Below are 6,197 nucleotides of genomic sequence, written 5' to 3' on the forward strand. Positions count from 1 at the left end.
TGCATTAATTACACCGCTAAATGTCTTTTTTTCTATTTGTGGTGAGAGTAAATAGCGAATATCTTGTCTAACTTTATCTATTGAAAATGCACCATCATCGGTATTAATGCGCTGATTATCAGATGAAGTACGCACATAACCTGTGGCATTAATGCGTTTGTAGAATAACCATTTTTCATAATCAAAACTATTTAGATTTTGATAACCATTATTGTGTTTTAATTTTAGTAGTAATTGCCAAGATTCCCCTGTGCGTAAGTTAGGTACTTTGGAGAGGATGGTTTTATTGTTATAATGACTATACCAAGTTAATTTTAAGCGTCCTTGAAAAGGAGAGCTTGCTTTAAAAATAAATTTCGTACTGCGTGAAGTTTTTTCTGGCAATTCAACAATTTCACCTCTGACAAGAATTGGCTTATTGAGGTAATTATCTTGAATTTTAGCACTTAAGATTTGTGTTGATACAACCCCCATCCAAGCAAAACCAAGTACCAAAATCGCTAAATTTAAACTTAGCGGTTTGTGGTGTTTAAATGTCGTGAAAATCGTTAAAAATATCGCAAAAATTACCACCCATTCCATAGGGCTGATTTGCAGTGTATTTTTGAGTGAAAATAACCCAATCCCAAGTAAGAAACTAAGGGCGTAAATTAGCATAAGTAGTGGACATAAAATAACATCATAATTTTTAGCAATCTCATCAGTTTAGAATACGCCAATATTCTGTGAAACACCTGATTTAATGCGTGAAACTTAAAAAGTTTTCCCCATAATGGGAAAAAAGTAAAAAAATGACATATTTATCAAAATTATTTTTTTACATTTTTTTATAAATTATTGATTTTTAATTAAAAAAAATAAATGATTGTTTTTTATTCAAAACCATAAGAAAGCGCAATATATCAATGTTTTTACTTGTTTTTATAGAGATATTAACAGAGTTATCCACATATTTGTGGGTAACTCTATTGAGTGTTGATTTAACAAGGTTTTTTATCTTAGAAAAATTGTTCACTGAGTATTTCAATGATTTTTCGACCCAATTTTTGTTTGCTATTTTTTTCAATTTTTATACTGTTTTCTTGGGTTAAAAACAACACCTCATTTTCATCACTTTTAAAGCCTAAATCACACCTAGAAACATCATTTAAAATAATGGCATCACAGCCCTTATTTTTTAACTTGTTTTGGGCATTTTCAACTAAATTTTGTGTCTCTGCGGCAAAGCCAATACATAGAGGTTTTTGTGTTAATTTACAGACTGCTTGTAAAATGTCTTTGGTGAATGTTAATTCTAAAATTAGTGTTTTTTCAGATTTCTTAATTTTATTTTTTTCAATATTTTTTGTCGAATAATCACTCACCGCAGCGCAAGCAATAAAGATATCTTGCCCAGCAATGTTGTCCATGACTGATTGGTACATTTCTCTAGCACTCATTACTGATATTATCTGCGCTTTTTGATTGAGTATGACACTGATATTGCCGTGTACTAATGTCACTTGTGCCCCAGCTTCAATACAAGCATCTGAGAGTGCTGAACCCATCTTGCCACTTGAATGATTGGATAGATATCTAACAGGGTCAATCGCCTCAATGGTTGCACCTAAGGTAATTAGGACTTTTTTGCCACTGAGTTTGGTAGTTTGAAAAATATTCCCAACTTGCTTAGCAATATCAATGGGTTGGGCTAAGCGACCTTCACCGATATCGCCACAAGCCTGCTTGCCACTCTCAGGCGCAATGATTAAAGTTTGGTGCTTAGTCAATGTTTTCAAGTTTGCTTGCACACTAGCAGAAGCATACATTTGTTGATTCATAGCAGGTGCAATAAGTATTGGGCAATCACTCGCCAAGACGACACTACTCAGTAAATCATCAGCCTTTCCTGAGGCTAGATTAGCAATGGTGTTGGCACTGGTGGGTGCAATTAAAATAGCATCTGCCCATTTGGCTAATTCAATATGTCCCATGGAGAGCTCAACTTCCTTGTCCCAGAGATTATCATGCACTTTGTTTCTCGAAGTCACCTGTAATGATAACTCAGTAATAAACTGCGAGCCACCTTGAGTGAGTATGACGCGCACCTCAGCACCCAAATCTTGCAAGCGACGAACAATGTCAGGCGCTTTGTAAGCGGCAATTGAGCCACTAACACCTAAGATGATATTTTTATTTGTTAATGATGCCATGCTCACTTTAGTATTGCTGTTATTTTAATGTCGTTACCCACCATTCTAATATCTCTAATATTGAGTGCCAAACATTCATCCATTTGTTGAATGGCAAGCGCCATCATTGAAGTGGCATGACTGCCCATTAATATTGGTGCGGTGTAGAAGATAAATTCGTCCACCAGCCCTTCTTCTACCATAGCACCAATCAATTTAGGGCCCGCTTCTAGCAAGACGCTATTAATATTTTGTTGTGCCAATTGCACCAAGACATGATGCAAATCTAATTTTCCAGCCTTATTAAGTTGAGTATTTCCGCTATTGAAAATTTTGGTATTAGCATCATTGGAAAATATCTTGAGCGTGGTATCAGTAATTTGGTTTTTGCCATCAATAACAACACGAAGTGGCGTACTATCAACACCATCAAGGCGCACTGTCATTAATGGATTATCTGCCAATATTGTACTAGAGCCAGTAAGTATGGCTTGATTTTTAGCGCGTAATTTTTGCACATCTTGCCTTGCTTCTTTGCCCGTAATCCATTTGCTTTGCCCAGATGCCATAGAAGTTTTCCCATCTATGCTCATGGCGATTTTACAAGTGACAAAAGGCAGGCCTGTTTCCATGCGTTTGATAAAGCCACGGTTGAGTTCTTTGGACTCGTTTTCAAGTAAACCAGTTCTAACAACAATACCTGCATCTGCTAATATTGCTACGCCTTTGCCACTCACCAAAGGATTGGGATCAAGCGTAGCAATTACCACTTCTTTTACACTTGCATCAATGATGGTTTGAGCGCATGGCGGCGTTTTACCTTGATGTGCACACGGCTCTAAAGTCACATACAGTGTGGCACCATCAGTTTGGTGATTGATTTGTGTGAGTGCGTTAATTTCTGCATGCGCCTTACCAAAAGTTTGATGATAGCCTTCAGCGAGAATTTTGTTGTCTTTGACAATCACGCACCCCACCATAGGATTAGATGCAACGCCGTATCGACCTTTGCGTGCGAGTTGGAGTGCTAGTGACATAAAATGCGTGTCATTTTTTGAAAAAGTTGTCATAATATTTCGTATATAATTACATCACATTTTACCTAAGGAGAAACACCGTGGATGAACAGAAAAAGCAAGCTCTAAAAGTTGCATTAACGCAAATCGATAAGCAATTTGGAAAGGGTTCAGTTATGTTTCTGGGTGATGCAGAAGCCAATACTGATATTGAGGCAGTTTCTACAGGTAGTTTAAGTTTAGACATTGCACTTGGTATTGGTGGCTTGCCCCGTGGGCGTGTGATTGAAATTTATGGTCCCGAATCCTCAGGTAAAACCACCTTAACCCTACATGTAATTGCTGAGATGCAAAAACTCGGCGGCACCGCGGCTTTTATCGATGCAGAGCATGCACTTGATCCACAATATGCTAAAAAATTAGGCGTTAATACAGATGAGCTATTAATCTCCCAACCTGACACAGGCGAACAGGCGTTAGAAATTACTGATATGCTAGTGCGCTCAGGTGGTGTGGATGTTGTCGTGATTGACTCTGTTGCAGCACTTACACCTAAGGCGGAAATTGAAGGTGAAATGGGTGCATCACATATGGGCCTGCAGGCGCGTTTAATGTCTCAAGCTTTGAGAAAACTCACCTCTAATATTAAAAAAACCAACACCATGGTGATTTTTATTAACCAATTGCGTATGAAAATTGGCGTGATGTTTGGCAACCCTGAAACCACGACAGGTGGCAATGCACTGAAGTTTTATGCCTCAGTGCGTTTGGATATTCGTCGCATTGGTGCGATTAAGAAAGGCGATGAAATTCTAGGCAACGAAACCCGTGTTAAAGTTTTAAAAAACAAAGTAGCACCACCATTCAAACAAGCTGAGTTTCAAATTCTTTACAATGAGGGTATTTCTCGTGAAAGTGAAATTATTGATTTGGGTGTAAAGCATGGTTTGGTGGATAAAGCAGGTGCATGGTATAGTGTTGGTAGCGAAAGAATTGGGCAAGGCAAAGATAACGCACGAGATTATTTAAAAGAACATCCAGAAATGAGTCTAGATTTGGAAGAAAAAATCAAGCAAAAAATACTAACGCCAGAAGATGATATAAATCAGGATGCAGGCTCTAAGTAAAACGGTTTATAACAGTGCTTTAGAAATGCTCGCTAGACGCGAGCATTCTTATTTGGAGCTCACTAACAAACTTGCGCAGCAGTATCAAGCAGATGACATAGAGCAAGCATTGGACAAGCTCAAAAGCCAAAATTATCAATCTGACCAACGATTTGCCAATGAATTTGTTCAAATGCGTTTCAATCAAGGCAAAGGTTCGATCAAAATAGCCATGGACCTCAAACAACGAGGCATTGATAATTTTGATTTGTCTGCGTATGATTTTTTCGCCTTAGCAAAAGAAGTTAGAGTGTCAAAATATGGCGAAGTCTCCCCAAGTAATTACAAAGAAAAATCCAAACAACAACGGTTTTTACAATCTCGAGGATTTGGATTTGATGAAATCAATTGCTCTTTTGAGTTGTCATCTTAAGAGACCTTTGCATAAATAGGAATGATTAGCAAAATCCAATTTTTGCCCAATTGGTGATTTCTTTAAACCTTGTCCTAGCAGAGCTAAGGCTGGGTTTAAAAAATCGCCAAGTGGGTGAAAAGTGGGTTTCTAACGATTGTTCCTATTTATGCAAAGGTCTCCTTAAAGCACAAAATAAAATTTCCGTCAAAAATGAGCGCCCCTAGCCTCAATGTCGTGTATGGCAAGCACCTGTGTGATTTTTTTGTTTAAAGAGCGCTAAAAAATTCCATTTAGCCCAAGGGTCAACTGATATAATGCCAATTTTATTATCTGATTTGGTAATAAATGATCAACAGTTTAATTTATAAAATTTAAAAGGCGTAATAAAATGTTAAAAACAACACTAACAACTATCTTTCTAATTGTCGCTATCTCTCAAGTGCAAGCAAAAATGACGCTTAAACATGGGGTTTATTTAAGTCAATCTATCGGTAGTATTGATGCAGATATTTCTGGAAAACATCAAAATTTTAGTGATTTTGTTGGCAACAACCCTGACGCTATTACTGAAAAAAATGCTACAGTCTATGATGGGAAGATTTCCGATGCCCGTTCTGTTGGTTACAATTTAAGATACACGCCAAAAGTTGGTTTTGGCTACGAACTGGGGCTTTACTTTACTAAAATTAAAATGCCAACCCAAGATGCAGCACTCATTCATGATGATGGCAGTGCTTTTAAAAAGAATACGACGGCTGGTCCAGTAGATGTTGTGGTGTCTTCTCCTTCCTCATATATGCAAACTACTGATCTTTATTTAGGGGGATTGTATAACTTTACAGCCATTAATAAATCCACCCCTTACATTGGATTAGGTTATGCCAAAATTAAAGGTAACTGGCATAAATCTTACTATAGTGGCACTCCTGGCGGGGCTGATTATGGAACGAAAGGGAAAACCAAAGTTGATGGGCATTATATTAGCGCTAAAGTAGGTATTAATTTCAACGAAAATTATAATTTAGAGTTGGAGCATGCCAAGCATAAAATCCATGCCGATGCCTTTAGAAGTTTCAATATTAACGGCTCAGATGCTAAATTTAATCGCACCTCTGTTAATCTTATTGTTAACTTCTAATTTTCAGTCATTTTTTCTCATGCTGTACATGAAGGGGGCAATGTCAGTCAAACACACTTATGCCCTAACGAACGCCTAACAATAGCAAAGAATTTACCTGTCATCAGAAAATTGTAAAACAACTAGAAGCCAAAACTCCCCTTACCAACCCGCAGCACCTATCATAGGAGCGATGGTTAAATGAGTAGCCAATGGTTCGCTTAGATAACACCCGCCTAAGAAAATGGCATTTGAATTAGGTATTAGTCAACAAAAAGTTGCGTTTAGAATTTAAATTCAGGCAGTATAATAATTATCTGCATTAAAGGCATGCAAAAAAATAACAAATATTGGCCATAATGCTAAATATCA

6 protein-coding genes are annotated in these 6,197 nt (G+C 37.3%); 3 read left to right on the forward strand and 3 right to left on the reverse strand.

Annotated elements, in window-relative coordinates; translation table 11 throughout:
• From BAZSYMA_RS07605 to ribD, 3 genes are all read right to left on the reverse strand, one after another.
• Nucleotides 1-657: ComEC/Rec2 family competence protein (locus tag BAZSYMA_RS07605; RefSeq protein WP_143243152.1), on the reverse strand; the 657-nt coding region annotated here is incomplete at its 3' end.
• 341 nt (nt 658-998) lie between these two features.
• Nucleotides 999-2,192 carry a bifunctional phosphopantothenoylcysteine decarboxylase/phosphopantothenate--cysteine ligase CoaBC gene (gene coaBC / locus BAZSYMA_RS07610; RefSeq protein WP_090717444.1) on the reverse strand — a complete coding sequence of 398 codons (1,194 nt, stop codon included), beginning with the start codon at nt 2,190-2,192 and terminating at the stop codon, nt 999-1,001.
• A gap of 2 nt (nt 2,193-2,194) precedes the next feature.
• Nucleotides 2,195-3,241 carry a bifunctional diaminohydroxyphosphoribosylaminopyrimidine deaminase/5-amino-6-(5-phosphoribosylamino)uracil reductase RibD gene (gene ribD, locus BAZSYMA_RS07615; protein ID WP_090717448.1) on the reverse strand — a complete coding sequence of 349 codons (1,047 nt, stop codon included), beginning with the start codon at nt 3,239-3,241 and terminating at the stop codon, nt 2,195-2,197.
• 47 nt (nt 3,242-3,288) lie between these two features.
• Here ribD and recA point away from each other — a divergent pair, with 47 nt between their 5' ends.
• The 3 genes from recA (at nt 3,289) to BAZSYMA_RS07630 (ending at nt 5,846) form a co-directional block, all read left to right on the forward strand.
• The gene (gene recA, locus BAZSYMA_RS07620; protein ID WP_090717452.1) at nt 3,289-4,314 is read left to right on the forward strand and encodes a recombinase RecA; all 1,026 of its coding nucleotides are present in this window, start codon (nt 3,289-3,291) and stop codon (nt 4,312-4,314) included.
• On the forward strand, nt 4,298-4,726 hold the full coding sequence (locus BAZSYMA_RS07625) for a regulatory protein RecX (RefSeq protein WP_090717457.1): 429 nt from the start codon (nt 4,298-4,300) through the stop codon (nt 4,724-4,726). The genes recA and BAZSYMA_RS07625 overlap by 17 nt, the downstream gene beginning before the upstream one ends.
• A 370-nt stretch (nt 4,727-5,096) precedes the next feature.
• Complete coding sequence (locus BAZSYMA_RS07630) at nt 5,097-5,846, forward strand: hypothetical protein (protein ID WP_090717460.1); 750 nt, start codon at nt 5,097-5,099, stop codon at nt 5,844-5,846.
• Nucleotides 5,847-6,197 lie beyond the last annotated feature (351 nt).

It is taken from the genome of Bathymodiolus azoricus thioautotrophic gill symbiont, from assembly GCF_001298715.1.
Lineage (GTDB): Bacteria > Pseudomonadota > Gammaproteobacteria > PS1 > Pseudothioglobaceae > Thiodubiliella.